This window comes from Lysinibacillus sp. fls2-241-R2A-57, assembly GCF_030209535.1.
Classification (GTDB): Bacteria; Bacillota; Bacilli; order Bacillales_A; family Planococcaceae; genus Lysinibacillus.
The window spans coordinates 1-26,579 of record NZ_JARVRU010000081.1; the positions used below are offsets into that span (position 1 = coordinate 1).

Below are 26,579 nucleotides of genomic sequence, written 5' to 3' on the forward strand. Positions count from 1 at the left end.
AAAACTTTATTGATTACGTTTTGCTTGTTCAGTTTTCAAGGTTCATTTCGTTACCGTTTCGCAACAGCAACTCTTATATAATATCACGCCTCAAACTTTCTGTCAACAACTAATTTATTTAAATTTGATTGTTTTTCAGTAGTTGTCTTGACGACTTGTATAATACTACACCCTTAATTTAAAAAGGTCAACACTTTTCCTGAAAAAAATTTATACTTTATCATTTCATTGAAAAACTTCCTATTATAATGTTTGCAAAAAAATTATACCTGAATCCCTCATAGCAATCTAAAGTTTGTGGATTTTCATAAGTTTTTTAGTGAAGCCCACAATCCGATTTGGGATAAACTCCACCCTTTGTGCGATGTCGATTTAAAAAAAAGGTTATTTGATTTCTAATTGTTGCACTTGGGTCAGTACGTCCCAAAAGAAATATGCATACACGAAGCTAGAAGACAATTTAAAGTACCGTGAGCGTCCAAATTCACGAAAAACAAGATGACCGCTATCCGAAGAAAGCGCACCTCCATCATTAGATAATTTGATAGAACGATTAATGTAAGGAAATTTGCGATAAAGTAGTCATCATAAGAATCCTTTCTTTGGTGTTTGTTTGGTCGCAACAACCTTAACAGAAATGGATTCTTTCTTTTTATTAAGTGAAAAAGAGAATCCCACAGAAAAGCTGATAGGTCAGTTTTTCTGTGGGGTTTTTTATATGTTGATGAATAATCTAGGTTGTATAATAAAAAGAAAGAATATTACGATATTCAGTAAAGTGTAAAACGGGTGATTAAAATGAAAAAGATTATGGTTGTCGGGGCATCTGGAGTTCTTGGTCAATTAGTTTGTAGTGAATTATTAAGAATATTTGATAATCAAATAAGGTTAATAGTGACAGACTATAAAACTGAACGAGGAGAAACATTAGCGAATTCTTTTAAAACCGATGTTCAATTCCAATATTTAGATGCAAATGAAGAGGAAAATGTAAAGCAAGTAATAAAAAATATTGATATTGTAGTTGTAGTGTTGAAACAAAAACATCCATATATTCAAAAAGCATGTATAAAAAATAAAATATTATGTCTAGATGTTACACCATATTATGACTTTGTAGAGAAAGTTAACGAACTTAATGAAGATGCAGAAAATAATGATGTAGGTTCAGTTGTAATGTCTGGATTTTTCCCTGGATTATCAGGCTTAATGGTAAAAAAGGCTATTTCAAATTTTTCAGAAGTGACAGAGATAAATGTTGGTTTATTACAAAATACAAATGCTAAAGCTGGGATTTCCGGAATTTTAGATATGTTAAATATAATTGCTCAACCAGTAAAGTTTGAAAACAAAGTAATATCTGGATTTACTAATAAAAGAAAAATGGATTTCCTTCATCACCTTAAAGAAAAAGAGGTAAGATGTATAGACCATTCAGAAAAAGCTATCTTAAAAGAAACGTTAGACATTAACTCTATAAATTATTGGACTTCTTGGAATGATAATGCCTTCAATAAGCTGGTATCTTTTTTAAGACAAGTTGGCTTCATAAAAAATGTTCATAAGTACAAGGATTTTCTTTCAAAGGTAGTAAAACATAAACCTCATAAAAATGAAAATGCTTTTCTTACCGTTGAGGTAAAAGGAATAATCGATAATAAAGAAAAGGTAAAAATATTAGCCCTATCTACATTTTCTGATTATCACACGACAGCAATGGCAACTGCTTCCTTAGCAAAAATAGCTCAACAAAAAAATGTGAAAGGTGTAGTGTATCCTTTTGAAATAACAGATATAGATGAATTGTTCTCCGAAATAAACTGTCCCGACATTGTCATCGAGGAATTTGAAAAATAAAGGATTACATTAGGTGGTTAGCTAAACAACCTAACCTTTTATAGTGAAATCAAACAGCTTATAAAATCGAAAAAATGTGCAAATCTAAAATCAGATTTGCACATTTTTTTCCTATTCATCAAACTTCATCCCTTTTAATAAATCCGCAAATGCATTATTCATCGGTTCCGCTTCTTTTTCTTGCTGCTTCATGTATTTTTGTACACTACGCTTATCTACTTTGCCACCGCCTTCTTTTTTACGACGGGCTTCAAATGCAGACAATTTTTCACGATATCCACATTTACATACGAAGATTTGGCCATCACCTTCACCACGTAGTTCTAGCTTTTTCTTACATTGTGGGCATCGTGCATTTGTGACGCGTGATACGTTTTTACGGTGACCACATTCACGATCTTGGCAAACAAGCATTTTGCCTTTTTTACCGTTTACCTCAAGCATTGGCTTACCACAATCTGGACAAGACTTTGTTGAGATATTGTCATGTTTATATTTTTTATCGCTCGATTTAATTTCAGCGACTATTTCTTTCGTGTGCTTTTTCATTTCATTGATAAACACGTCTTTTTTCAACTTACCTTTTGAAATTAGCTCAAGCTTTTGCTCCCACTCGGCTGTTGTCATTGGGGAACGTAATTCTTCAGGTACTAAATCAAGTAATTGACGACCTTTTGAAGTAATATAAATTTCTTTGCCGCCACTACGTTTTTCAATTAAGAATGAATTAAATAGCTTTTCGATAATATCAGCCCGTGTTGCGACTGTCCCTAGTCCACCTGTTGATTTTAATGTATCTACAAGCTTCTTGTCGTTCGTTTCCATATACTTCGTAGGATTTTCCATAGCTGATAACAAAGTTGCCTCTGTAAAACGTGCTGGTGGTTTTGTTTGACCAGATGTTTGAGCAATTAGCTTTGTTTTTAACATTTGTCCTTGTTCTAAACGAGGAAGCAGTTGCTCTTTTACATCATCCGTTGATTCTTCATCATCAAAATGATTTTGATATACTTCCTTCCATCCAGCATTTGTCACGGTTTTCCCCTTGGCAATAAATTTCTCATTACCGATTTGAGCTTGTACTGTTAATTGCTCATATTCTTGCGCTGGGAATAATACAGCTAAAAATCGTTTTACTACTAAATCATAAATTTTACGCTCTTTATCATTGAATGCAGATAAATTCACATAGCCTTCAGTTGGAATGATCGCATGGTGATCGGATACTTTATTATCATCTACAAATGATTTATTCGCTTTAATCGGCTTTGTTAAGATTTTATTTGTTAATGTACGATATTCGCCAATGCCACATGCTTTTAGGCGCTCAGGCAATGTACCTACAATATCAGATGATAAATAACGTGAATCCGTACGAGGGTATGTTAGCACTTTATGAGATTCATATAGCTTTTGCATAATATTTAATGTTTCTTTTGCAGAATAGCCAAATAGTTTATTGGCATCACGTTGTAATTCTGTTAAATCATAAAGACCTGGGGCAAATGATTTTTTAGGCTTGCGGTCAATTGAAACAATTTTTGCATCTTGGTTGCCCAATGCTTTGACAATAACGTCGGTCTTTTCTTTATTGAAGCTACGTGAATTTCCGTTTGCATCTTGCCATGTCAGCTTTAAAGAATCTGTTTGCGCTTCAATTCCGTAATACGTTTGTGGTTTGAAGTTTTTAATTTCATCTTCGCGTGCAGCAATAATCGCAACAGTTGGAGTTTGCACACGTCCACAGTTCAGCTGTGCATTAAATCTTGTTGTTAATGCACGTGTCGCGTTTAATCCGATATACCAGTCCGCCTCAGAACGTGCGACCGCAGCAGCATATAAATTATCGTAGTTTTTACCTGGTTTTAAATTAGCAAATCCCTCTTTGATAGCTTTATCTGTAACAGATGAAATCCATAAACGTTTAAGCGGCTTTTTCACATTGGCCTTTTCTATAATCCAACGTGCAACTAATTCCCCTTCACGACCAGCATCAGTAGCTACAATGATTTCATTTACATCATTACGAGTTAACTGTGATTTGACTGCATTAAATTGCTTACCCGTTTGCTTCATAACTACTAGCTTCATGCGTTCTGGCAACATTGGAAGATCTTCTAAATTCCATGTTTTATATTTATTATCGTAGGCTTCTGGATCGGCTAATGTTACTAAATGCCCTAATGCCCAAGTAACAATATATTTGTCACCCTCTAAAAATCCGTTCCCTTTTTTATTACATTTCAATACATTTGCTATATCACGTGCAACTGAAGGTTTTTCAGCAATAACTACACTTTTAACCATATATTCGTACTCCTTTACTAACTATGTACTGTCTAATATACCATAAGTTCAGGGTGGAAATTGAGTAGGGCCACTACTTAGTCTTCATAATAGTCATTGTGGGAGAACTGATCGGGTTAACGGGAAAACTGATCGGGTTGAGCGGAAAAGTGATCGGGTATGCCAAAGAACTGATCGGGTTGACCGGAAAAATGATCGGGTATGCCAAAGAACTGATCAGGTACATCATAGAACTGATCAGGTATGCCAGAAAACTGATCAGGCCAGACGAAATTTAAAAAGCAAATTCACGCTAATCGTAAATTTGCTCTTTTTCTATGCTTCAAAAAAATGTTTACGATGAACTGCATACTCTAACTGTCAAAACATATGTTGAGTTAACAGAATGTTCACAAATTCGAAAGGGGATGGATTAATGGATGCTCGAACTTTCAGACCTCGGAATGTGATTTTTATGACGATTGTTGTTTTTGTATCGGTGTTAATTGGTTACGGTATATATATTAATTTTATTGATGTTCCCTTTCCATGACGGCTTTACTTCTTTAACTGACTTAACAAGTATTTTCGGTTGTCTAGTATGCGCTGATCATTTGGCTTATATTTCCGCGCTTCCTCATTATGTTGGTGTGCATTTTCATAGAGTCGCAACCGATTGTATAACAGGCTTAGCTGTAAATGTGGAAGCCATGTAGAATAAGCGTGCTTGTGAATAGCCATTGTCTGTTCTATAGGTTGCTGCAGTGCTTGTGAATACCAATAAATCGCTTCTTTATTTTTCAATTGCTCCATAAAAAAATGACCAATTCGACAGCATGTTTCTGGTCTTGGTCGATCATATAGTAATGATTGTAAAATAGCTTGGGTTGCTTGTTTTGAATCATGTAGCTGTTGGTGGCAATCTGCTAAATTTAAGCAAGCCTGAATATTGTCATCAGTAGAGCCTAGTTTGGAATCTAGGAAAATATGATAGTGATTTATAGCTTCTAAAAATCGCTGATGATTTTTGAGCTCATTTGCGAAATGAAATGTTTCTCTAGCTGAAAATGGGTGCCCTTCTTTCTTTAAACGCTCATAAATACGAATATTGCGATGAATATCACTTTTTCTTGGCAAATGCGTAACCGCTATATCGCTATGATAGAGCTTGCCTGATACATCTAAATACTCATGGACGGCACCCTGCCACTGAAAATTACGTGCACGTTTGACAAGACGAAATCTTTTTTCACTAGACTCTACACAGCCATCTGCATCGAGCGTTACATAATATTCCATTGAAACAGCATCGACGTTAGGATAGAGAGATTGCTTAAGCTGAAGTAGCTTGCGCTGATGTTCTGTTGTGATTACATCATCTGCATCAAGCCATAAAATATAATCTTTCGTTGCTTGCTGGAAGGAAAAGTTTCGGGCTTTGGAAAAATCATCACACCATGTAAAGTCAAAAATTCTAGAGGTATAGTTTTGGACGATATCTTTTGTACGATCAGTTGAGCCTGTATCAATAATATTGATTTCATCCACTAAATATTGAACAGAATCTAGGCATCTTTCAATAATACATTCTTCATTTTTGACAATCATACATAAACTAATCGTTAGCATCTGTCCCCTCCTTTTTTTGTATTAATATATGCAAGCTTGAAAATTTATCAAGGCATTTTTCCATTTTATCGTCCTATTTTTTAATTTATCGCTCAACTTTTTGAATTTATCACCTAACTTTTTATATTTATCACCCAACTTTTCCGTTTTATCGACAGCCACCTCAAAAAGCACAAAAAAACGAACGCGATACACGTTCGTTTTTTTGTCTTATAAATATTTTTCACGCCATTGTAGTTGTTCTTTTTCTGTGAGCTGTTGTTCTAAATTAGGATCCCATTGATTTAACAGGGCATTCCATACACGAACAAAGACAATATCCTGCTCTTTGTCGTGAAGGACAAATTCAAGGCACGGGATATCGTTAATTTGTTTAGCGTCTGTTTGCACAATTTTTGAAATGATTTTTTGAGACGCTCCAGCTCCAGCTTCTTCGTCATCACCTTGCTGCAATGCGTCTATTAACATCGCCTCTTCGAATTGCTCCTGCTTCTCAGCCTCTTGATCCACATAGCGATATAGCTTTGGTAGATCGTCATATTCTTCCATATTGTCCTCGTCGACAGCAAGAAATGCAAGATGGCATGGACTATAGTAAAGGTTGGCCATTTCAACATCTAACTCCTCTTCAAAGATGCCACGTTCCAGTTGCTGCTGCCCTTTAGATGTTAATCTATAGAAGTTTTCCTGTTGCTCAATAAGACTTACTCGAGACATTAAAGATACTAGATCCTCAATAAATAATGGATCGACTAGCAATAACTCACTTAAATCTTGTGTACTTGCAAAATCCGCTTCCTGTATGCTAATTAACAACATCGTCATCAAGACATCCATAGTGGAACGACGAACGGGCTCATAGGTCACTTCTACTGTGCGAATCGGAATGCACCATTCATTGGTTTTGACGATTTTAATATTTCGATTTTGCTGAAGTTCACGCATTAAGCGCTGCTGTAATTTTGACACTCTACATCACCTGACCTTCATGATTACGCAAACCGTTATAGGATTTCACTGTATCTAACAGATTGCTGTACATCTCTCGCGTATCTTGATGCTTCGCACGTTTGGCAAACATCTCAGCACTTCCGACAAGTAGTAATAGCTCTCGGGCACGTGATAAGGCAACGTTTAAGCGGCGATAATCTCTTGCAAAGCCAACGTCTCCCCCTTTAGGCGTATTACGTACCATACTGACTAAAATGACGTCCATCTCCATACCTTGGAACTTATCGACTGTCCCTGTTCTAAATTGAAGATGTGGTAGCTGTAATTCCTGCTGCAGAAGGCGATTAATTTTCTTAACCTGCTCCCCGTAGAAGCTAATAACTCCAACGCTTTTTTGTGCATCCTGTGGCATACGCCCCGCTTCTTTTGCTGCGATAACAGCCTCGTTTAAGTCTATTAGAATACGTCGAATTGTTTGTAATTCACCCTCATTAAATCGACTTGTTCCTCCCTTTACCTGCTCCTCTAGATAAGGTTTTTCGGTAGGAATGTCAATCCACATTAAATGATCTTCACGGCTCACAAATTGCCCCTCTAAGCAATGGTCTCGTGCTGCATCGGAATCTGATAAACCACATTGCAGACCATTTTCCTCTTTTGCGTAAAATGGTGTAATACTATGCATAATTTTTTCATGCATACGGTATTGCAATGCCAGCATTTGCTTATGTGTTTGCGGCAAATTATTAAATAAGCGTTCAAATAGTGATTCACGCAGTAAATTTTTTAATTCCTGTGCGCCATCAAAGTTCGGATTTTCATCTAACATCGCCTTTAACGTTTCCTCTAACGTATCATCTCCAAGTAACGGAGGTAGCTGATGATGATCGCCCACTAAAATAACTTTTTTCCCCTTAAGCATCGGTAATAATAGCTCTGGCGGTGTTGCTTTAGATACTTCATCGATAATAACAACATCAAATGTCGGGTAGTTTTCCATAAATTCCTTACTTGCTGAAGCAACACATGTTGTACCGATAACATTAGCGTGACGCACATATAATTTACGAATTTCATCTAAATCATATTCCGTAGCGTTTTGCAGCTTGTCACGCCATTGCTCTTGTAATTTTTTTCGAAGAGGTAGCTGCTGTTCCTTGCGCTGTAATTCCTCAATCGCTGTTTTGGAGGAGATAATCGCCTCCTCTACTTCCTCGAAAGTACGCTCTGGTGTTGATTGTAGGAGACTTGTACAAGCTGTGAGCTGCTTCTCCTTCTTCAATCCAGTTATATTAATTTCTTTAATATTTTCTTCTAATTGTGTTAACTGTTGTTCAATCTCTTGTAAGCTAGTTTGCACTGTTTGAAGGGCCGCTTTCTTTGGTAGAAGCTGTGTATGAGCCTGTTCAACTGCTTCAAGTTGTTGATGTGCAGTTTGAAGCGAAGATTTTGATTGCGATACAAGCATTTTTAAATGTTCTACAGATTCCTCTGGCTCAGCATCGATTTGGAATGTCTCAGCTAGCTGCTGAAGTCGTTCTGTATGCTGTAAAAATGGTTGTAATTGTCGCTGTATGCTTTGGACGTCGAAGCTCGTAATTGCACATTCTTGATGTATTAATCCACCAACATTTTTACGTAAGGACTCAAATTCCTGATCTTTATGATCTTGTTGTTGTTTGAGAGCTACCCCTTTTTGCCAAACAAAATCACGACGCATATATAGTCCAAGTAAGAAACTCTCAATTTGTTCGGCAGATGGGGTTTGATCATTCTCAAAGGCTTTATTAAGCTGCGCAAAAACACCTGTGAGATTTTGCAATGAAAACGATTGAACTTGCTGTAATCTACTTTTAGCAAGGGCACGTTCTTTTTCTTCATCTACTACCAATGCTTCAAGCTTTGCGATTGCCTTTTGTAGACGTGAATTAATGGTTGCCCATGCATCTAAATCTTTGGCATCCTCTAAATGCTGTAAACGACTAATTTGCTGTGACAGCACATAGGATGGACGAATGTGATAGTGCTGTAAAAATCGTTGAATTCGCTCATAGGATGTTAAATTACCGATATATTTTTCCGCTTCCTTCATTAATCGAAGACGGTTACTTTCCTCTTCATATTTCAATTGAATATCTTTGAACTGCAGTGTCAGATGTTGCTTTTGCTCTTGCAGCTCCTTATATTGAGCAGCCGCTTCCAATTGCTCCACCTTTCGGGAAGTTTCCTCTATAGTAAGCTTTAGTTGCTCTATTGATGGGTTTTCGGCAATGGTCTGCTCCATTGTCTTTACAGCAGGCTCGATTTGCGCCAGTTGTTTTTCGTAATGCTCTTTTTGCGCCTCGCACTCCTGCTGCTCAGCTTTTGCAGTCTTTAATTCTTTTTTTAACGCTTGTATTTCCTGCTGTAAAATAGGCTCGTCTATTGCAGCCTGTTCTTTTGCGGCTATTTCTTTTGTTAATTCCTCAAGCCATGCCTCAAGCTTTTCTAGCTCTTCCTCAGCCTTGATCATACTTGATTTCAGTTCTTGCTCACGTTCCGTAAAGGCCGTGATTTCCTCTTCAATCGCTATGAGAGTTTGCTCACGCCAATGAAGCGCAACATTTTCTTCTATAAATTTTTTACCCTCTTCTTCAATGCTTTCCGTTCTACCATAGCGTAAAATTCGAATTTCTTGATTGGAGAGAAGTCGTCCTAATGCATTATCGACGGCTAGATTTGATTGAGAAGCTACAAGTGTTTTTAAGCCAGCCTTGACATTTTGCTGACAAATTTCAGAAATAACAGTTGTCTTCCCTGTGCCAGGAGGTCCTTGAATTACATACAAATCTTCAACAGACAATGCGCCTAAAACAGCTCGTCGCTGATATTCATTTAAATTATTGTGAAAAACTATATCCTCTCGGAGCTTTGCTGTTCGAACAGTTGGACGTTTTTCAAAAAGTATTGTCTCTAAATTAGGGTTAACTGCCTCACCCTTTTCTAGCTTTGTAAAGCCATTGCGTAATCGTCTAATTTGACTCAATGTCGCAAAATTACTAAAGCTCGCTTGCTTAGAGCGAAGGTTAAGCTGATCTTTACGTGCTAAACTCTGCACAAAAGGCTTCAAGTCAATTTCTACTGTCTGCTTCCCAGCATTAGCCTTTAATACTTGTCCAATTTCACCGCGTACCCCTTGAATGCTCACACTTAGACCTTCAAGTTTCTTCCATTCCTTCGACTTTATATAAGGGCAGACAATAGTAAGCCGAGTAAAATCTTCATTAAAATAGCTTTGCTTGAATTCTGTATGAATATCATCAATGGTCGCATCACGTTCTTGAATTTTTAAATAGCCTTCCCAGCTCCCGATACGCTTTTTCACATATTCTGTGCGCTCCTCGGCTATTGGCAACTCTCTAATTTTTGTATGAAGTTCAAGCGGAATCCCTGCTCCATTATTAGGTTTTGTGACAAATTGTAACGCTGCTGGTAGGCGGCGGTTTGTATTAATCGGTCCTCGCATATGTACAAAACGAAGATTTGTAGCTAACAATCCTTCAACCTTTAGTACACAATCCATAATGGCTGTTTTCTCTGCAAGGACGTCGGCTAACTTGTCATTTTGTTCGGCATTAAAATAAATCGATAAAAACGTTTCACCAAGTGTTTTTGCCTTGCGTTTTTCGATGTAAACAGTGAGAGTTTTTTGTAACGCAAAAAAGGCATGCTCATTTGCTGAGCATTCCTCTACCGCTTCCTTCGCTTTATTTGTCAAAATCAGATTACAGCGTTGTTTTTCTAGTAAAGCTATGTCCTGCATGAGCAGCCCTCCCTTCCGATTCACTAAAGTTCAATTTTATCACATCGTAAAAGGATACATCAATTATGCCTCGGCATAATTGCGTCCAGAGGCTTTGAACCAACGTGATGTTGGTCACTCAGTCGTTGCCACAGGACGTGGCGTTCTTAGACTGAGTTCCTCTATTTCAGCGGGTGTTTGGACATCCGCTAGAAGTTAAAAAGAAAAATCCCCTGCACAGTGATTTCCTTCCACTGTACAAGGGATCAAAATTTTTCTTAATGTTGATCAATCGTTTCTTTTGGCAATGTTTTGCTCATTTCACAATACTGTACAAAAACACGAGCCAATTCACGTAAACGATTATGCACATCTTCGTCTACAATATTATTATCTGCATCAAAATGAGATGTATGCGTGTATACATAGTTCGGAGTTACAAGTGCACGGAAGTAGTCTAAAATTGGTTTCAACTGATTTTCTACTACTAAATGGTGCTGGTATGTGCCACCATTGGCCACGATAGATACTGGCTTATAGCGCATTGTTTTCGGATGTAAGAAATCAAATGCATTTTTCAAAACACCTGGGATCGATGCTTGGAAAATCGGTGTTGCGATAATATACGCATCCGCTTCCTCAAATTTTTGAATCATTTCCTTCATATCATCGTTTAACGGTGAACCGTCTACAATTTGATGCTTATATTGACTAAAATGCATAATTTCCAACTCGAAACTAGCATCTAATTCTTTAACATATTGCTCTACTTGCTCTAAAATAGCACCAGTTTTACGACCAAACATTGTGCCATCAACGAGTAAAATTTTCATTTTCATTTTGCCTCCACATTCATCTTCTACAATAATATTGTAACAAATGAAAAGAGGCACGAAAAGAATGGGAGTGATCAAAAGCGTAAATTCAGTCTTTAGGCGGAACGTAGTCTACATAAGAAATATCACTACAGATTGTGGACTTGGTATGTCGATTACTTGTTACTTTCTTTATTATTTGGCTCATCTCCATAGAGTGGGGTTGATTTCCATTCCGACTGGGGGCTTTGTCGCTGCCGCTTCGCTTTCGCACAGAGCAAAGATTCCTGGGGGCGTCCAGCTTCGCTTCGCAGCAGGGTCTCCACTGTGATGCTAATCCCCAAGGAGTCTCCCAGTCGTAACGAAGATCAACTTATATACATGGAATATGTTATAACAAATATATTCCCCAACTTTGGTGATGAACCTTATTTATCCTCACGATGATGAAAATTTACTTCCTTATCTACGACAGTTTCCTCTATTTTATACTTATCACGATTAATAACGACTTCTCGATTTACTTTATGTCCTTCATCGCTATAGCCCGATATTTTGTGCTTATCCCAATTAAATAATTTTTCCCTTGAAACATCCTTATTCTTCACTTCAGGGAAATCTAACTTAGCCAGTTCCTGAGATGGATAAATGGTAACTGGTTGTTTATTACCGTTCAGTGCAATAACAATCATCGCTTTCGCAACCTGTGAGGCTTCTATAGACCTCGAACGCTTTAATGGTCCAACTAATAGCGGCTTTGCCAGTTTTAAAACTTTCTCTCCCGCCTTTTCACCTAAGCGAAATTCCTCCCTCTCCCCAACTAATAAAGATGGCCGAATAATAGAAAGTCTCTGTAAACCTAGCTCCGTAAGATCATGTTCAAGCTTTCCTTTTACTCGATTATAGTAAAATGGAGAATTTTCATTTGCCCCCATTGCTGTGATAACCAGCATATGTGGGATTCCTCGTTTTTTTGCTAACGAAGCTATAGTTAGCGGATATTCAAAATCAACTTTCTCAAATTCCTCGCGTGATCCAGCTTTTTTAATCGTTGTTCCTAAACAACAATAGAGCTCATGTGCAAATTCGATATCTTTTTCTTCTAAAGTATCGAAATTACGAATTTTCACTTCTAGCTTTGGATCCGTAAATGCTAGCTCTCTTCGTGCAATTACCGTAACTGAAATATATTCATCATTTTCACATAATTGTTTGACAAGAGAGGTACCTGTTAATCCAGTAGCCCCTACAACAATCGCTGCTCGCATTCCCATTGGTTGTACCCCTTTCTAAGCTCGGTTCGTTCCAGAAGTCGCACCGCTGGAAGAACATCGCATTTTATTTTTGGTGATGAACTAAAACAATCGTATGTATATTCCCGATAGCTCTACTTTATTTATCGGACAATGAAGGAACTCTTATTAGGAGTTTCAAAAAACTATTTAGAGGTGGCTACCTATTTAAAGAGCCTACCTTTTACATTATGTCATAATTTAATAATCCTAATTTTTCACACATACTTGACCATTATTCACCATAGTTTAAATAGACAGATGAAAGGATGGGATACATTTGCAAAACGAAACTCAAGCAACTGAACCGAAAAAAACGATTGTTTTCATTATTGAAAGCTGTATTGATAAAGGGCTGTATCCTTTTGAACGGGTTGCAACGCTGGCAAAGCTACTTGAAAATGAAAATGTTTTCATATTTGTAAAGACCCCTTCAAATGATGGGATTCAAATTTTAATGAATGAAAATCTCTCGCCAATCTTATTTGAACATTTCGATGAATTACCGAAGCATATGAAAAATATTCAGCCTGATTTAATTGCAAGAGATGGTCGTAACTCTGAAAGCTGGCAAGTACAAAATTTACGACCGTTCTGCAAAACAATCATTCATTTTGATGATTTTGGTGAGGGTGGTCAAGCCTGTGACTGTGTATTGCTAGCACTCTATCAAGAAGTTAAAGATTATTTACCATCTCATTATATTGGTGGTAGTTTCAACTTTGCATTACCGAAAGCTTACCAAAACTTTAATGATAGACCCGTCAATAAAACACCTGAAAATCCGCCTCATATAGTTGTTGCCTTTGAGGATGGGGACGAGCATAACCTAACCTACCGTACTCTTCGACACTTAACGCAGCTACAAATTCCACTACAAATTACAGTGATGATTGATGATAGCTATCGACATGCGACCGATGACTTGCAAATGATGGTGCTCAGTCGTCGTAACACTGCCATTCTTCGCGATAAAAACGCACTCCTAAAACTATTACCAAAAGCGGATGTTATTATTTGTAATGCAAATTATACACCTTATAAAATCGCCTCTTATGGTGTGCCTTGTATTACACTTGCCCAAACAGAGGCTGAACTATTACACGCCTTCCCTCGTGAACAGAATGGCTTTATTCACCTTGGGCTTGGGCGCAAAATGAAACAATCACAAATTCAAAATGCTGTTATGGAGTTTCTGTTACATGAGGCTCGTAGTGAACGAGCTGTAAAAAAACAACGTCAACTCAATCTTACAAGTAACAATGAAGCACTACAGTCAATGCTTTTAGATTTCGCTTATGATCGACATAATATCGCTTCTACTTAGTGATTCTTTGAAGGTGAATATGATACAATATAGTAGAATTTTCACCCATACGTGGAGTATCGAAAAATTCAAACCAAATAAGTACCCGATTGATTTTAACTAATAAGCGGTGGGGGATAAAACAAACCTCCATCGCTTTTACACGCTTTCGTTATACAAATTTACACATAAAGGAGCAATCATCGTGCCATCAAAAAGTGATATTGAATATCAAATTAAAGAGCTAAAAATGGATTATATGAACTTACAAGGCGACATCGAAAAACTTGAATCTACAGGTCATAATGATCAAGTGGCAAAAGCTGAGCAACGCCTTGCGAATATGGAAGCAACGCTAGCGGAGTTAAATAAACAATTAGCAGAACTTTAATAATGAAAAGCTTATTGAAATAAAAACACGCTGTAGGAAGATAGCTATTATTTCACATAATTGTATTGATTGAATTTGGAGGAACATATATGGCAATATTAACAGTTGAAAATTTAGGTCATTCATTCGGTGACCGCACGCTTTTTAAAGATGTATCCTTTCGTTTAGTTGAAGGTGATCATATTGGTCTTGTAGGTGCAAATGGTGTTGGTAAATCCACATTAATGGGCATCATTACGGGGCAAACAATCCACGATACTGGGAAGGTTGAATGGCTTCCTGGAACGCATTACGGCTATTTAGATCAGCATACAGCATTGACAGCTGGTCGCACGATGCGTGATGCATTACGTGATGCCTTTCTTCCTTTATATAAAAAAGAAGAAGAGCTCAATGAAATTACAGGGAAAATGGCTGAAGCAACACCTGAAGAATTAGAGGTTTTACTAGAGCAAATGGCTGAGGTGCAAGATGCTCTGGATGCAGGAGATTTCTATACTCTTGATATGAAAATTGAAGAGGTTGCACGAGGTCTTGGTCTTGATGCAATCGGCTTAGAACGTGATGTTGCTGCCCTTTCTGGTGGTCAACGTACAAAGGTTTTATTAGCAAAGCTATTACTTGAAAAACCAAAAGTATTATTACTTGATGAGCCGACAAACTATCTGGATGAAGAGCATATTACATGGTTGAAAAACTATTTAAGGAACTATCCACACGCTTTCTTATTAATTTCGCATGATACGGAGTTTATGAATGAAACCGTGGATGTCATCTTCCAACTAGAATTTTCAAAATTAACTCGCTATACAGCGACATATGAAAAGTTTTTAGAGCTTGCTGAAATCAATAAACGTCAGCATATCGATGCTTACGAAAAACAACAGGAGTTCATTAAAAAACAAGAGGATTTCATCGCGAAAAATAAAGCTCGCTACTCAACTACTGGTCGTGCAAAATCTCGTGCCAAGCAGCTTGACCGTTTAGAGCGTATCGATCGTCCTGAAACAGCTGTAAAGCCTGAATTCGGCTTTAAAGAAGCACGCTCTTCAGGTCGTTATGTAGTGGAGGCTGAAAACTTAGTCATTGGATATGATAAGGACAAGCCGTTACTTCCCCCACTTACCTTTGAAATTGAACGCGGGGAAAAAATTGCTCTAGTCGGTATGAACGGTGTCGGTAAATCAACATTATTAAAAACGATGCTAGGCAAAATAAACCCACTGGACGGAAAAGTTTTTCGTGGTGACTATCTTTACCCATCTTACTTCGAACAAGAAGTAAAGGCAGACAAAATTACACCAATCGATGATGTATGGAATGCCTTCCCTTCTATGGAGCAAGCACAAGTACGCGCAGCATTAGCACGTGCGGGACTAAAAACGGACCATATTACTCGCCCACTGAATTCTTTATCCGGTGGTGAACAAGCAAAGGTACGTTTATGTAAATTAATGATGGAAGAAGCAAACTGGCTAGTATTTGACGAACCGACAAACCACTTGGATGTCGATGCAAAAGAAGAGCTAAAGCGTGCCATGAAAGAATTTAAAGGCACAATCGTACTAGTAAGCCATGAACCTGATTTCTATGAAGGTTTAGCAACAAAAGTTTGGAATGTCCAAGACTGGTTTACTTCAGGACAACAAAGCTAGAAATATTTTAATGTGGGCAGCTACCAATGTGATTCTTGGATCACTCGGGGCTGCCCTCTTTTTAGTGGCTGGAAATTGAGCGTGAGGAACATTAATTTAAGGGGTTCGCGGGGCATGAGTGGTTTTTTTGCGGGACCTGAGCGGTTCTCTGGCTTACCCGAGCGCTTTTCGCGGGACCTTAGCGGTTTTATGGCTTACCCGAGCGGTTTTCGCGGGACCTGAGCGATTCTTGGGCTTACCCGAGCAATTTTCATTCGGACCTGAGCGGTTTCACACCTTACCCAAGCAGTTTTCACTTGGACCTTAGCGGTTTCTCGACTTACCCGAGCGGTTTTCACTCGGACCTGAGCAATTCTCCAACCCACTCAAGCTTCTGGAAAACGCTCTTCTCCTTGACCTCAAATAAAAATTTTTTTATCTATGCATAAAAATCTGCATTTCATCATAATAATAATCAGTGGATTAACAACTATATCTACTGCTATTAAAACAAACTATTTCTCTCATATTAGGAAAGCTCTCATATTCTTTAAGCATCTATAATTAACATTGAGTAAACTTACATCATTGTAAGCTGAATTTACGAAACTTTTTGCTTCTTTGTGCGTATATTTTAGTATAGAAAAAAATATCATTTCTATTTGAAAAATTTTTTAATTACCTCTTGATTTATATATATCTTACTAGTAAGATATACGTATAACCTATTTAACTTACTAATAAGATATTTGTAAAATATAATCCTAAAAAAGAAAGCGGGGAATGAAGAATGACAGTTATAATTTATTCACAAGCGAGCTGTTCTTCATCCAGAAAAGCATTAAAATGGTTAAAAGATCACAACATCGGATATAAAGAAAAACGTATTACTTCACACCCACTTACACTTGCAGAATTTAAAGAAATTTTAAGCATGACAGAAGATGGAACAGATGAAATTATTGCGACAAACTCAAACGATTTTAAAAATCTAAATGTTGATATTGATCAGCTTTCTATTCAAGAGTTGTTTGCAATAATCCAAGCTCATCCTAGAATGTTACGCAGCCCTATCTTAATTGATGAAAAACGTATTCAAGTTGGGTACAACGAGATGGACATCCGCCGTTTTATTCCACGTAAAGTTCGTGCTTTTGAATTAGATGCTATGACAAGATTGGCACAAGAAAGTTAAAACAATTTTGGAGATGACCTTATATGGATCAAGAAAAACGAATAACCCTTACCTCATTGTTTGAAGTAGTTTCCTCTATTGAGCGTAAGTGGGCAAACGAGTGGAATAATCAAAATGTACTCGGCTTTTCAAAATCCCATATTTTAATTTTAGACTACTTATCGCAGGAGGGACCAAAGCGCCCTTCTGCCATTGCTGATCGGTTAAAGGTGACAACAGGTGGTGTCACTGTTTTAACGAGTAAGCTCATTAATGCTGGCTTTATTGAAAAAACACAACATGCCACAGATCGACGAGCATTTCAATTGATCATTACACCTGATGGCGAAGACATTTTGGAAAAATCTCGTCAACAAGTTAGCGAAATTCTCAACAATATGTTTGGTATGCTCTCAGCTGAGGAAATACAAACATTACGTGATATTTTTGCAAAATTACTCAACAATGAATCTACTCGGTAAAAGTAAAAACTCCATTTTACACCTTTAAAAGTTAGACATACATCTAACTTTTAAAGGTGCTTTTCATTTGCCCCAATCTCCCTTATCCCCTGATTCCACCAAAGGTAACCCAAAACACTTGTAAAGAAAGCCATGAAGGCAATTGCTCCCCAAGCTCCAATCGAAATGTTCGGTAAAGAGACAGGATTTGAGGTAAATAAAGAAACCACTATCAAACTAACAGCACCAGTAATCATCGTATAAGTGGTGGTAGATAGTGGAGTAGCGTCCTTTATAAATCGACGTCCGAGTACACCGTAAAGTGCCCAGCAAACGTTGCCTGCAAAGATTATTAAATCACCACCTGAAATTGATAGGGTTTTCATAGTCTCAATAGAACCCTGTGTAATAACTAACAAAACTCCAAGAAGGGCAAAGAGTATACCGACTACTTGCTTTTTTGTAATACTATCTTTTAATATAATTCGTGCGAAAATCATCGTTAATAATGGATTCAGTCCCATGATTAATGCCCCATTAACCGGAGATGTATATTGCAAACCTACAAAAAACAAAGTATTAAATCCAAAGATTCCCACTACTCCAAGAACAACATATGAAATGGCATTCTCTTTTAATTGATTTTTATTTATACCTTCAGAAAAAAATAAAATAAGTAGCATTACCACTGCGGCTAAGCCGAAACGCCATGCCGCAGCAGAGGATGGAGAAAAATATCCAACTGTATATTTCGCAAGATTAAAAGTAGCTCCTGTAAAAATGGAGAAGCCAATTAACATCAGATATATTTTCAAATGCCTCATTTGATTTCTACTTCCCCCTTCAAGATTGAATAATAGGTATCTAGTTTTTCGTTCGCTATTGAAATCACTTCTTCAAGTTCCTTCTTTTTTATTTCCATTTTCTCCAAGTGCTTTGTTAAAATCTCGATACGTTTATTTATAGAAGGAGTAAGTTGTGATGATTTCACATCGGAATTAATTTTTTCTAAAATACAACCGTCTTTAATAAACTCATTAACATCCTCTAAAGACATTCCTGTTTCTTTTAAACTTTTCAGGAACATCAAGAATCGAATATCGCTTTCTGTATAAAAACGCCTTCCTCCATTTTGTCTTTTTGGTGGAGGTAGTAACCCAATCTTTTCGTAATATCTTAATGTATATGGACTAATACCAGACATCTCAGCAGCTTTACTAATGGAATACAATAACATCATCCCTCTCTTTTGATTAAAGTTAGTTTACAACTTAGAGTTAGCTCTAAGTCAAGTTAATAAAAAAACCTGTACCGTTAATTACGGAATACAGGTATATAAAAACAAATTTATTCATCCATTGAATTTGTAGATAAAACCGTACCAATTGTTTCATACATCAAAAGGGTGAAGAATTCTCCTCACCCTAAGACTTTGTTTAAACCGGATTTGGTGCTTGTACTTCTTCCGGAATACCACATTCATACTGTTTCCCAGCTCTTAAATTCACAAATTCTTCTTTAGCTTTTTGAATAACAGCAGGCTTTAGTAAGGAATCAAGCGCAGCTCCTGCCATCACTTTTGCCGCATAATGCATCCCCTTCATGCCAAGCGAAGATCCAAAGGCAGCAGTTGCTTGCCAAGTATGCACTTGGACCCCAAATGGAGCACAAGTTGTAAATACCTGACCAAGGGGCACAATCCACGAAACGTCCCCTAAATCACTTGAACCTTGCATAGATTGGCGAAAAGATTGTGGAATATGAAGTACCTGCTCCACCAATACTTCCTTACTTATTTCATTTGGTACAAAAGATTGTTGGGTAGCACCTGCAAGAACAGAAGGATCTAACGAAGCCTGTAACGACTTTGCAAAAGCCAGCTCATCCTCTGTAAAGGATAATGGCGGTAGTTCGTTCCACTGTGCCAACATTTGCTCATTTAATGTGAGATTCGGTAAAGTATCGTAACACCCTGCCTTAATCCCCCAATGCACTTCTGTTTCCGTCATCATCGCTGCCCCTTTTGCCACTTTAATCAGTCTGCGTTCTAAATCTTTGACAGCGTCACGGTTTGCTCCGCGTAGGAAATAATAGACACTTGCTCTATCTGGAACAATATTCGGTGCTAAGCCGCCATTTGTAATTTGATAATGAATTCGAGATCCGTCTGGCACATGCTCTCGTAAATAATTGGCTCCGACATTCGTCAATTCAACAGCGTCAAGGGCACTTCTCCCTAGATGTGGCGCACCAGCAGCATGTGCTGTCCGACCTGAAAAATAAAATTCAATGGCAGCGAGCGCTTGCATAGAGAAGTTCGCTGTCATGTTAAACGTCCATGGATGCCACGTATAAACTACATCTAAATCATCAAAAACACCGGCGCGTGCCATATACGATTTTCCAGATAACAATTCCTCTGCTGGACACCCATAATAACGAATTGTACCTTGCAAATTGTTAAGCGTCATCACTTCTTTTAAGGCAACTACCGCTTCAACTCCAGCCGTTCCTAATAAATTGTGACCACAGCCATGCCCTGGAGCCCCCTCCTCCACAGGCGAATATAATGAACTGACTTGCTGTGATAAACCTGGAAGCGCGTCAAACTCTCCTAAAAACCCAATAATTGGACTACCAGATCCCCACTGTGCATAAAAGGCCGTTTGTACATCGCCAATTGGAGTAACGATATCAAAACCTTCTTTTTTCAAAAAATCTTGTTGTAGTGAGGACGCAAATGTTTCTTCATACCCCAGCTGAGGATTGTCCCAAATTTGCTTCGCCATATGACTAAACGTTTCTTCATGTAGTTGCATCCACTCAAATAATTGCTGTTTCATAGTTCATATCCCTCCACAGATTTTATATTTGTTTGTCGCTGATGGTTAACTGGTAAAGTAACAGCGATCACAGCAGCGATTACACACATAATGGCTAAAAATATAAATGATGTTTTAAAAGAACCACCTGATACATTAATTAAGTAGCCCATAATTGTTGGCGAAATAATCCCGGCCGCTTGACCACCAAAATTTACTACGCCAAAAGCTGTCCCAACATTTTGTTGATTGACAACACGGTGTGGCGTTGTAAATATAAAAGAGGCCATAAAAGAGACAAATATAAAGGCGATTGATTGATACGTAATAGCAAGTGCTGCAGAAGCGGCTGTAGACATGAGAAATAAACAAACAGCTAGCACAACTGCTCCGAAAATCACACCATATTTTGAGCGCCCTCCTAGCTTTGAGATGATACGTCCACTTATAATCATTCCAATCATTCCAAACACTGCTGGTATAGCGGCGATGAATCCGACATTTTTTAAATCAAGACCATGCACTTTCATTAAATATGTTGGCATCCATGTATTTAATCCCCAGTTTGCAATATTAATAAAGAAGAAAATAAGAAGCACACGCATTAAATAAGTATTTTTCAATATTTCCCTAAAAGAGCCCTTCTCTTCTTTTTCCTCCCGCTCCTCTGATGTAAATGTTTGTACATTTTTAGTACTCCACAAAAGAGCGATTATAAAAATAAGTCCTAGACCAGAAATTAAGAAAAATACATTGCGCCAATCCATTACCAATAATAAAGGTGCACAAATAATAGGAGCGATAGCACCTCCTATCATATTGGATGACATCATCGTCGTTTGAGCATTTGTACGTTGTTCTTTATGAAAATAAATAGATATCGCTTTTGTACTTGCGGCAGGATATCCACCTTCCCCAATACCAAATAAAAATCGAATGAAGAGTAGTGAAGTGAGTGACCAAGCCAATCCCGTAAATGCAGTGAAAACGGACCAAAAAATAACGGCACCAACTAATAATTTAATCGTTCCGTACTTATCCGTTAGCCATCCACCAGGAATTTGCATCACAGCATAACCAAAGAAGAACGAACTTAAAACAAATCCTAGTTCAGTGGCTGTTAAGGATAGGTCATTACCAATATTAATTAAAGCTAAGCTGATAGCAGTTCTGTCAATATATGAAACCATCCATCCGAAGAATAAAACGCCTAAAATTAAATTACTGCGGTTTTTTAGTTCAACATTCATAACTCCACCCCTTTCGTTAAATTATCTAAATATTAAGAAAAACAAAAGACGAAATCATTAGAATATCTTACAATGTTTTTAAACGTTCATTAGAATATATTCCGAAATTCAGAGAATGGAGTTGAAATAACGATGTCTCTAGGGGAACATGAAGAAATTGTATTGAATGATGACAATTGTAGCTTTTATATTTATAGCGCAACAAAGGAATGGTCTTTATTTTCTGGGCGGCCTTGTGATATAAACCCCGATCTTAAAGGAGTACATTGGGATAAACAACAGCAACGCTTTAGTGCAACGTTATACATACCAGAACCAAATGAGTATATGGTACAAGGTATCATCTTTGGAGACTTTACTGGCTATGATGAGCAATTTTTAGTTTGGCAGTTAGAAAAGACCTTTTATCAGAAAATCCTCATACAGCAGCGCGAGCAAAAATTAGCAATTATTGAGCTTATGGGCGTAATGAATTCAACTTTGAAAATAAAAACGCTGTTGCAGACCATCATGGATTTTGCCATTCTTGCTATTCCAGTAATTGATCGTGGATTTTTAATGCTATTTAAGCCTGAAATGAAACGTTTATATACAGTTGCTAGTGCGGGTGTGACAGAGCGCATCTTTGATTATGCTCCCCAGTTAGGCGAGGGAATGGCAGGTTATACGTTCCAAACAGGTGTATCAGCCATTTACAACTATCAAGAAACATTAGAGATTATGAGCAACGTTACAAAATTCAATCTAGACGCATTAATGGAAGCCGTACATTTAGGAAGAATCGAGAATAATACATCGATGGCTGTTCCGATTACTTTTAATGAAAGAAAACTCGGTGTAATGATTGTCCATCAATATACAAATAAACGAGCTTTTCATCAAAGTGATTTAAGACTTCTAGAAAGCTTCGCATCGCAGGCGGCAGTTGCTATTAGAAATGCGGAGGCATATGAAGAAATAGAACGGTTAAATGCATATTTTGTAAAGCAACATGAAATTCATCAAATCTTTATTAAACTATCCTTGCAAAATGTACAAGAAACCAAAATCATTCAAACAATGAAAGAATTATTACAATTAGACATACAATATGTAAATTTAGCCGATCGTAAAACATTTTTACCGTTAGAAACAATGAACAAGCTAGCAACAATTCAAGAGGAACAATTAATAGATATAGGCTATGTTTTCCCCATCCGAAATGAAAGGGAAATTTTCGGTTACTTAATTATTCAGCAGTTGGAGAAATTGACGAGCCAACAACGTATGATTATCGAAAATGCAGCGATAAGCTTAACGTTAAAATCACTACAAAAACAAGCGACAGGACAAACGAATTTTAAAGAACGTTTTGAGCTTTTCCAACAGCTTATCTCTGGACGCGCCCCTCTCATCGATTCTCGTTATGATGAATTAGAACTCGATATTAAGAAACCAACATTCGTCGTAAAATTTAGGCTGAAACAATTTTCTCACAAAAATAGTATGCAATTCATTCAACATGTACAGCAATATTTTAAAGGGCAGCATTTTATATTTACACAGCGAGAAACGATCGTTTGGATTCTACAAGGAGATACAGCATTTCGTCACAAAATAAAACAACAATTAACGCAAGCTATTATTAGTTGGATTCAGTTTTATCATCAACAGGTGGCAATCGGCATAGGAGCTGTACAGAATCACTTATTAAATGTTGCTCAGAGTGCAGAAGAAAGTCACCAAGCACTCCGACAAGCTTTTCGCCAAGCAAAAAAAGAAGAAGCAGTAACCATTATTTGTTATGAAGAGCTAGGTATTAACCGATTGTTCAACAAGCAAAGCGAAGAAGAGCTTGGACAATTTGTTCATGATATATTAGCTCCGTTATACAAGCAAAAAGACGAAACTTTACTTAAAACACTTCGTTGTTACATTCATCAAAATCGTTCTATTTCAAAAACGGCTTCCACCTTACACATTCATCAAAATACGCTCTACCACCGACTCGAGAAAATTAAGGAATTATTAGATCGTGATTTACACAATCCAACACATTATTTAGAGATTCATTTAGCCCTGCATTTGAGTGAGTGAGTGAAAGTTCGAGGTTCTACCGGGGATTTTGGTGGGTTATCAGCGATGTTGAGAGGTTTATCAGCGATTCTGGCATTTTATCAGCGATGTTCAGGGGTTTATCAGCGATTCTGGCATTTTATCAACGATGTTCGGGGTTTATCAGCGATTTCGGCCCTTTTATCAGCGATGTTCGGGAGTTTATCAGCGATTCCAGCATTTTATCAGCGATGTTCGGGGGTTTATCAGCGATTCTGGCATTTTATCAGCGATGTTCAGGGTTTATCAGCGATTCCGCCTCTTTTATCAGCGATGTTCGGGAGTTTATCAGCGATTTTGGCATTTTATCAGCGATGTTCGAAGGGTTACCAGCGTTTCTGGCTCTTTTACCGGCGATGTTCGAAGAGTTACCGGCGTTTCTGGCTCTTTTACCGGCGATGTTCGATGGGTTACCGGCGTTTCTGACTCTTTTACCGGCGATGTTCAATGGATTACCGACGTTTCTGGCTCTTTTACCGGCGATGTTCGAAGGGTTACCGGCGTTTCTGGCTCTTTTACCGGCGGCGGTGTTCTCTAGTTTACCGGCGTTAAAAAAAGATGCATCGCAAAGTAAATTTGCAGTGCATCTTTTATCGGATTGGCCGAACGAATACTTCCGTCTAAGTAATTATTTAGTGCGACCAATGCATGTTATCATGCTGGTAGCACAGACTCTACTATTGATACATCGGCCATAAGCATTTCTTTCAAACGTGCTTTTGCACGGAATAAACGAGATTTCACAGTACCAATTGAAACTTTCATAATTGAAGAGATTTCAGCAAGTGAATATTGGTCTATGTAGAAATACCATAATGTTTTACGATAAATCGCATCTAATTGACCCATTTTATCCTGCACTAATTTAGTAACAATATCTTTTTCAATTTTTTCTTCAGTCGAAATATCATTATTGGGAACCAAATCTAAAATAGGTACGTCTAATGTTTCAGGTTGGTTCATCATGTATTTACTACGTCGTACTTTTTTACGATAGCGATCTCTAAATGTATTCATTGTAATTGTTGTAAGCCAAGCTTTAATATGCTCCACCTCGGCAACGCTATCCTCATAGCGTACAACTTTTACCCATACTTCTTGCATCAAATCTTCAGCTTCTACATTATTGCGAGTAAGTTTTAAACATAAGTGGTATATATAGCGATTGTATTCCTCATATACGCCTTCTAATTTTTCATTCATTGTGTATTCCTCCGCTTCTTGTTCTTGCTTCTATACACATTCTCGCAAAATAATGTATTACACTCTATCGTATTGGCTTTCAATTACATTACAATCGTGTAAGCTTAAATGCTTTCACTTGTAATATTCGTAAAAATTGTTTTATTACTATACTTCTTATCCCAACGAAAGCTACTCACTACGCCTCTTTCACAACTTTTTTACTTTATTTCAAATAGTATTCAATTAAACTATCTGACTTAAAGTAAATCTTTAATCAACGAGGTTCTCTTCATTCCCCACTGATTATTAGTCTTCACAATCGGGCTTTTACGGCAGTTATTCTCCCTCCTTACTTTTTTCTTTCAGGACAGCTAAATTACTGCCTCGTTAATGCGGGATAAAATTTAGATTTTTTTAAGCAGTATCTCCCTCTGCTTCAGCCCTAAACATCCCTCTAACAGAAATAACTCCATGTTATAGCGATGAGCAAATATTTTTACTTTATAGAGTAAGCTTTCATTCTATTTCTTATTGAAATTATAAACGCTGCTAAAAAATTTAAACTTTATTCCAAACGAACGTAATACTAAGAAACATTTTCGACAAAATAAACCCCCTGTTCGTTTGTGAACAAGGGGGTTATATTTTAAATTTCTTTTCTGTTACGTCGTAATAACAAGCATGATAAAGCTACTAAGACTAAACCAAATACTTGGTATAAAGTTGTGTTACTTTCTCCTGTTTGAGGTAAGCGTTCAGCTTTATTTGGAGATTGTTGCTCCTCTTGGTCGACTTTTTGATTTTGAACAGCTTTGTCGATATGCTTTTCTACTGATGGCATCTCTACTACATTACCCTCATATTTTGGGTCATATGTTTTTTCAATCGGTTCCGCCAGTTGTTCTTCTTGTTTCTCTGGAATTTTTTGTTCCTCTACATTACCTGCATCTTCAGAGTCTTTCGTTTCACTCTGTTCCACCGGTTGTTCTGGCTTTGGTTCCTCTACTTCATTACCCGCATTTTTTGGGTCATATGTTTTTTCACCCTGTTCCACCGGCTTTTCAGTTGGCTCTGCTGGTTTTTCTGTTGGAGCTACCGGCTTTTCAGTTGGCTCCGCTGGTTTTTCTGTTGGAACTACTGGTTTTTCAGTTGGCTCCGCTGGCTTTTCTGTTGGGGCTACTGGTTTTTCAGTTGGCTCCGCTGGTTTTTCTGTTGGAGCTACTGGTTTTTCAGTTGGCTCCGCTGGTTTTTCTGTTGGGGCTACTGGTTTTTCAGTTGGCTCCGCTGGTTTTTCTGTTGGGGCTACTGGTTTTTCAGTTGGCTCCGCTGGTTTTTCTGTTGGAACTACTGGTTTTTCAGTTGGCTCCGCTGGTTTTTCTGTTGGAACTACTGGCTTTTCAGTTGGCTCCGCTGGTTTTTCTGTTGGAACTACTGGTTTTTCACTTGGTTCTACCGGTTTTTCACTCGGTTCCACTGGTTTTTCACTTGGTTCCACTGGTTTTTCACTTGGTTCTACTGGTTTTTCACTTGGTTCTACCGGTTTTTCACTCGGTTCCACTGGTTTTTCACTTGGTTCTACCGGTTTTTCACTTGGTTCCACTGGTTTTTCACTTGGTTCTACCGGTTTTTCACTCGGTTCCACTGGTTTTTC

General features: G+C 37.6%; 20 protein-coding genes and 1 pseudogene. 8 read left to right on the forward strand and 13 right to left on the reverse strand.

Annotation, left to right across the window (positions count from 1 at the left end; all coding sequences use genetic code 11):
• Positions 1-798 precede the first annotated feature (798 nt).
• Positions 799-1,857: a saccharopine dehydrogenase family protein gene (locus QRN68_RS13840; protein WP_285397479.1), complete on the forward strand. Its 1,059-nt coding sequence runs from the start codon at positions 799-801 to the stop codon at positions 1,855-1,857.
• A 111-nt stretch (positions 1,858-1,968) separates the two neighbouring features.
• Here QRN68_RS13840 and QRN68_RS13845 read toward each other — a convergent pair whose 3' ends face one another.
• The 7 genes from QRN68_RS13845 to QRN68_RS13875 all read right to left on the reverse strand — a co-directional run bounded on the left by QRN68_RS13845 (position 1,969) and on the right by QRN68_RS13875 (position 12,593).
• Positions 1,969-4,164, reverse strand: coding sequence for a DNA topoisomerase III (locus QRN68_RS13845; RefSeq protein ID WP_285397480.1), 2,196 nt, complete (start codon positions 4,162-4,164; stop codon positions 1,969-1,971).
• Between the two features lie 537 nt (positions 4,165-4,701).
• Entirely contained in the window at positions 4,702-5,772 is a 1,071-nt protein-coding gene (locus QRN68_RS13850; protein WP_285397481.1) for a glycosyltransferase, read from the reverse strand.
• Between the two features lie 210 nt (positions 5,773-5,982).
• Positions 5,983-6,741 carry a hypothetical protein gene (locus QRN68_RS13855; protein WP_285397482.1) on the reverse strand — a complete coding sequence of 253 codons (759 nt, stop codon included), beginning with the start codon at positions 6,739-6,741 and terminating at the stop codon, positions 5,983-5,985.
• A gap of 1 nt (position 6,742) precedes the next feature.
• Complete coding sequence (locus tag QRN68_RS13860; RefSeq protein WP_285397483.1) at positions 6,743-10,525, reverse strand: DEAD/DEAH box helicase; 3,783 nt, start codon at positions 10,523-10,525, stop codon at positions 6,743-6,745.
• Between the two features lie 257 nt (positions 10,526-10,782).
• A complete protein-coding gene (locus tag QRN68_RS13865; protein ID WP_285397484.1) occupies positions 10,783-11,337 on the reverse strand; it encodes an NADPH-dependent FMN reductase in 555 nt (184 codons plus the stop codon).
• A 158-nt stretch (positions 11,338-11,495) separates the two neighbouring features.
• On the reverse strand, positions 11,496-11,663 hold the full coding sequence (locus QRN68_RS13870) for a hypothetical protein (RefSeq protein WP_285397485.1): 168 nt from the start codon (positions 11,661-11,663) through the stop codon (positions 11,496-11,498).
• Positions 11,664-11,747: 84 nt separating this feature from the next.
• Positions 11,748-12,593, reverse strand: a complete 846-nt coding sequence (locus tag QRN68_RS13875) for an oxidoreductase (RefSeq protein WP_285397486.1) — start codon at positions 12,591-12,593, stop codon at positions 11,748-11,750.
• Positions 12,594-12,891: 298 nt separating this feature from the next.
• Between QRN68_RS13875 and QRN68_RS13880 the strand changes: the two genes are divergently transcribed.
• The 5 genes from QRN68_RS13880 to QRN68_RS13900 all read left to right on the forward strand — a co-directional run bounded on the left by QRN68_RS13880 (position 12,892) and on the right by QRN68_RS13900 (position 17,598).
• Complete coding sequence (locus tag QRN68_RS13880) at positions 12,892-13,938, forward strand: PseG/SpsG family protein (protein WP_285397487.1); 1,047 nt, start codon at positions 12,892-12,894, stop codon at positions 13,936-13,938.
• Between the two features lie 184 nt (positions 13,939-14,122).
• The gene (locus tag QRN68_RS13885) at positions 14,123-14,308 is read left to right on the forward strand and encodes an SE1832 family protein (protein ID WP_285397488.1); all 186 of its coding nucleotides are present in this window, start codon (positions 14,123-14,125) and stop codon (positions 14,306-14,308) included.
• An 89-nt stretch (positions 14,309-14,397) separates the two neighbouring features.
• A complete protein-coding gene (locus QRN68_RS13890; RefSeq protein ID WP_285397489.1) occupies positions 14,398-15,963 on the forward strand; it encodes an ABC-F family ATP-binding cassette domain-containing protein in 1,566 nt (521 codons plus the stop codon).
• A 769-nt stretch (positions 15,964-16,732) separates the two neighbouring features.
• Entirely contained in the window at positions 16,733-17,137 is a 405-nt protein-coding gene (spx, locus tag QRN68_RS13895) for a transcriptional regulator Spx (RefSeq protein ID WP_285397490.1), read from the forward strand.
• A 23-nt stretch (positions 17,138-17,160) separates the two neighbouring features.
• Positions 17,161-17,598: a MarR family winged helix-turn-helix transcriptional regulator gene (locus QRN68_RS13900; protein ID WP_285397491.1), complete on the forward strand. Its 438-nt coding sequence runs from the start codon at positions 17,161-17,163 to the stop codon at positions 17,596-17,598.
• Between the two features lie 53 nt (positions 17,599-17,651).
• On the opposite strand, the pseudogene QRN68_RS13905 reads toward QRN68_RS13900, so the two are convergent.
• From QRN68_RS13905 to QRN68_RS13920, 4 genes and pseudogenes are all read right to left on the reverse strand, one after another.
• Positions 17,652-18,401 (reverse strand): annotated as a pseudogene (locus QRN68_RS13905) (DMT family transporter); the annotation flags it as partial.
• The gene (locus QRN68_RS13910) at positions 18,398-18,814 is read right to left on the reverse strand and encodes a MerR family transcriptional regulator (RefSeq protein WP_285397492.1); all 417 of its coding nucleotides are present in this window, start codon (positions 18,812-18,814) and stop codon (positions 18,398-18,400) included. The pseudogene QRN68_RS13905 and the gene QRN68_RS13910, both read right to left, overlap by 4 nt.
• A gap of 199 nt (positions 18,815-19,013) precedes the next feature.
• Positions 19,014-20,420 (reverse strand): amidohydrolase, encoded by a 1,407-nt coding sequence (locus QRN68_RS13915; protein ID WP_285397493.1) that lies wholly within the window; start codon positions 20,418-20,420, stop codon positions 19,014-19,016.
• Positions 20,417-21,649, reverse strand: coding sequence for an MFS transporter (locus QRN68_RS13920; RefSeq protein WP_285397494.1), 1,233 nt, complete (start codon positions 21,647-21,649; stop codon positions 20,417-20,419). Before QRN68_RS13920 ends, QRN68_RS13915 begins: the two co-directional genes overlap by 4 nt.
• 132 nt (positions 21,650-21,781) lie before the next feature.
• Here QRN68_RS13920 and QRN68_RS13925 point away from each other — a divergent pair, with 132 nt between their 5' ends.
• Both QRN68_RS13925 and QRN68_RS13930 read left to right on the forward strand, forming a co-directional pair.
• Positions 21,782-23,725, forward strand: a complete 1,944-nt coding sequence (locus QRN68_RS13925) for a helix-turn-helix domain-containing protein (protein ID WP_285397495.1) — start codon at positions 21,782-21,784, stop codon at positions 23,723-23,725.
• Positions 23,722-24,441: a hypothetical protein gene (locus QRN68_RS13930; protein ID WP_285397496.1), complete on the forward strand. Its 720-nt coding sequence runs from the start codon at positions 23,722-23,724 to the stop codon at positions 24,439-24,441. The genes QRN68_RS13925 and QRN68_RS13930 overlap by 4 nt, the downstream gene beginning before the upstream one ends.
• On the opposite strand, the gene QRN68_RS13935 is transcribed toward QRN68_RS13930, so the two are convergent.
• A complete protein-coding gene (locus tag QRN68_RS13935) occupies positions 24,398-24,946 on the reverse strand; it encodes an RNA polymerase sigma factor (protein WP_285397497.1) in 549 nt (182 codons plus the stop codon). The two genes, QRN68_RS13930 and QRN68_RS13935, sit on opposite strands and share 44 nt — an antisense overlap.
• A gap of 628 nt (positions 24,947-25,574) precedes the next feature.
• A partial coding sequence (locus QRN68_RS13940) for an LPXTG cell wall anchor domain-containing protein (RefSeq protein WP_285397498.1) occupies positions 25,575-26,579 on the reverse strand: 1,005 nt, incomplete at its 5' end.

Excerpts from the sequence above, each read along its gene's own strand:
- QRN68_RS13840 (WP_285397479.1), top strand. The coding sequence starts at position 799 with ATGAAAAAGATTATGGTTGTCGGGGCATCTGGAGTTCTTGGTCAATTA.
- QRN68_RS13875 (WP_285397486.1), bottom strand. The coding sequence starts at position 12,593 with ATGGGAATGCGAGCAGCGATTGTTGTAGGGGCTACTGGATTAACAGGT.
- QRN68_RS13900 (WP_285397491.1), top strand. The coding sequence starts at position 17,161 with ATGGATCAAGAAAAACGAATAACCCTTACCTCATTGTTTGAAGTAGTT.
- QRN68_RS13920 (WP_285397494.1), bottom strand. The coding sequence starts at position 21,649 with ATGAATGTTGAACTAAAAAACCGCAGTAATTTAATTTTAGGCGTTTTA.
- QRN68_RS13910 (WP_285397492.1), bottom strand. The coding sequence starts at position 18,814 with ATGTTATTGTATTCCATTAGTAAAGCTGCTGAGATGTCTGGTATTAGT.
- QRN68_RS13860 (WP_285397483.1), bottom strand. The coding sequence starts at position 10,525 with ATGCAGGACATAGCTTTACTAGAAAAACAACGCTGTAATCTGATTTTG.
- spx (WP_285397490.1), top strand. The coding sequence starts at position 16,733 with ATGACAGTTATAATTTATTCACAAGCGAGCTGTTCTTCATCCAGAAAA.
- QRN68_RS13915 (WP_285397493.1), bottom strand. The coding sequence starts at position 20,420 with ATGAAACAGCAATTATTTGAGTGGATGCAACTACATGAAGAAACGTTT.
- QRN68_RS13925 (WP_285397495.1), top strand. The coding sequence starts at position 21,782 with ATGTCTCTAGGGGAACATGAAGAAATTGTATTGAATGATGACAATTGT.
- QRN68_RS13845 (WP_285397480.1), bottom strand. The coding sequence starts at position 4,164 with ATGGTTAAAAGTGTAGTTATTGCTGAAAAACCTTCAGTTGCACGTGAT.
- QRN68_RS13850 (WP_285397481.1), bottom strand. The coding sequence starts at position 5,772 with ATGCTAACGATTAGTTTATGTATGATTGTCAAAAATGAAGAATGTATT.
- QRN68_RS13935 (WP_285397497.1), bottom strand. The coding sequence starts at position 24,946 with ATGAATGAAAAATTAGAAGGCGTATATGAGGAATACAATCGCTATATA.
- QRN68_RS13865 (WP_285397484.1), bottom strand. The coding sequence starts at position 11,337 with ATGAAAATTTTACTCGTTGATGGCACAATGTTTGGTCGTAAAACTGGT.
- QRN68_RS13890 (WP_285397489.1), top strand. The coding sequence starts at position 14,398 with ATGGCAATATTAACAGTTGAAAATTTAGGTCATTCATTCGGTGACCGC.